Origin of the sequence: uncultured Vibrio sp. (genome assembly GCF_947488985.1) — a bacterium.
Taxonomy (GTDB): domain Bacteria; phylum Pseudomonadota; class Gammaproteobacteria; order Enterobacterales; family Vibrionaceae; genus Vibrio.
This window is the reverse complement of record NZ_CANLBV010000304.1, coordinates 1-429: the sequence shown is the minus strand read 5'-3', so window position 1 is coordinate 429 and position 429 is coordinate 1. Positions and strand designations below refer to the sequence as shown.

Annotated in this window: 1 pseudogene; it reads left to right on the top strand. The window is 48.0% G+C overall.

Going from position 1 to position 429, the window contains the following annotated elements:
• Positions 1-285, top strand: a pseudogene (locus Q1A70_RS20450) (hypothetical protein); the annotation flags it as partial.
• Positions 286-429 lie beyond the last annotated feature (144 nt).

Below are 429 nucleotides of genomic sequence, written 5' to 3'. Positions count from 1 at the left end.
GCTGACTTCGCCGTAAAAGAAATGCTCGATGAACGTCTAGAGATTGGTGAAGACAACGCCCACGCATTGGCAAAAGCTGCAGCACCGGTGATTTTAAAATACAACGTTGCGCCCCCACCCTGGGCGGTTAAATACAAGGAGGAAATCTCCTTAGGTATGGTGGCTCTCAGCATCACCGCTTCGCTCTACCTTCAGCACCGCAGCCTGAAAAAAGCCGATAAGCAAGCGGCCATCGATGCGGCTAACGAAGCGCAGAAAGAGAAAGAGCAACACACCGCGCATTAAGCCGTTAAGTGATACAAGTCACACTTAATACATATCTAACCTGCTTGATGTTAGGCATCTAAGGCACATAAAGCAGTAACACTAAGGCCGCCCACTTTCGGGCGGTCTTTTTTTTAGGGTTAGATATGGAACCAATCAACAATA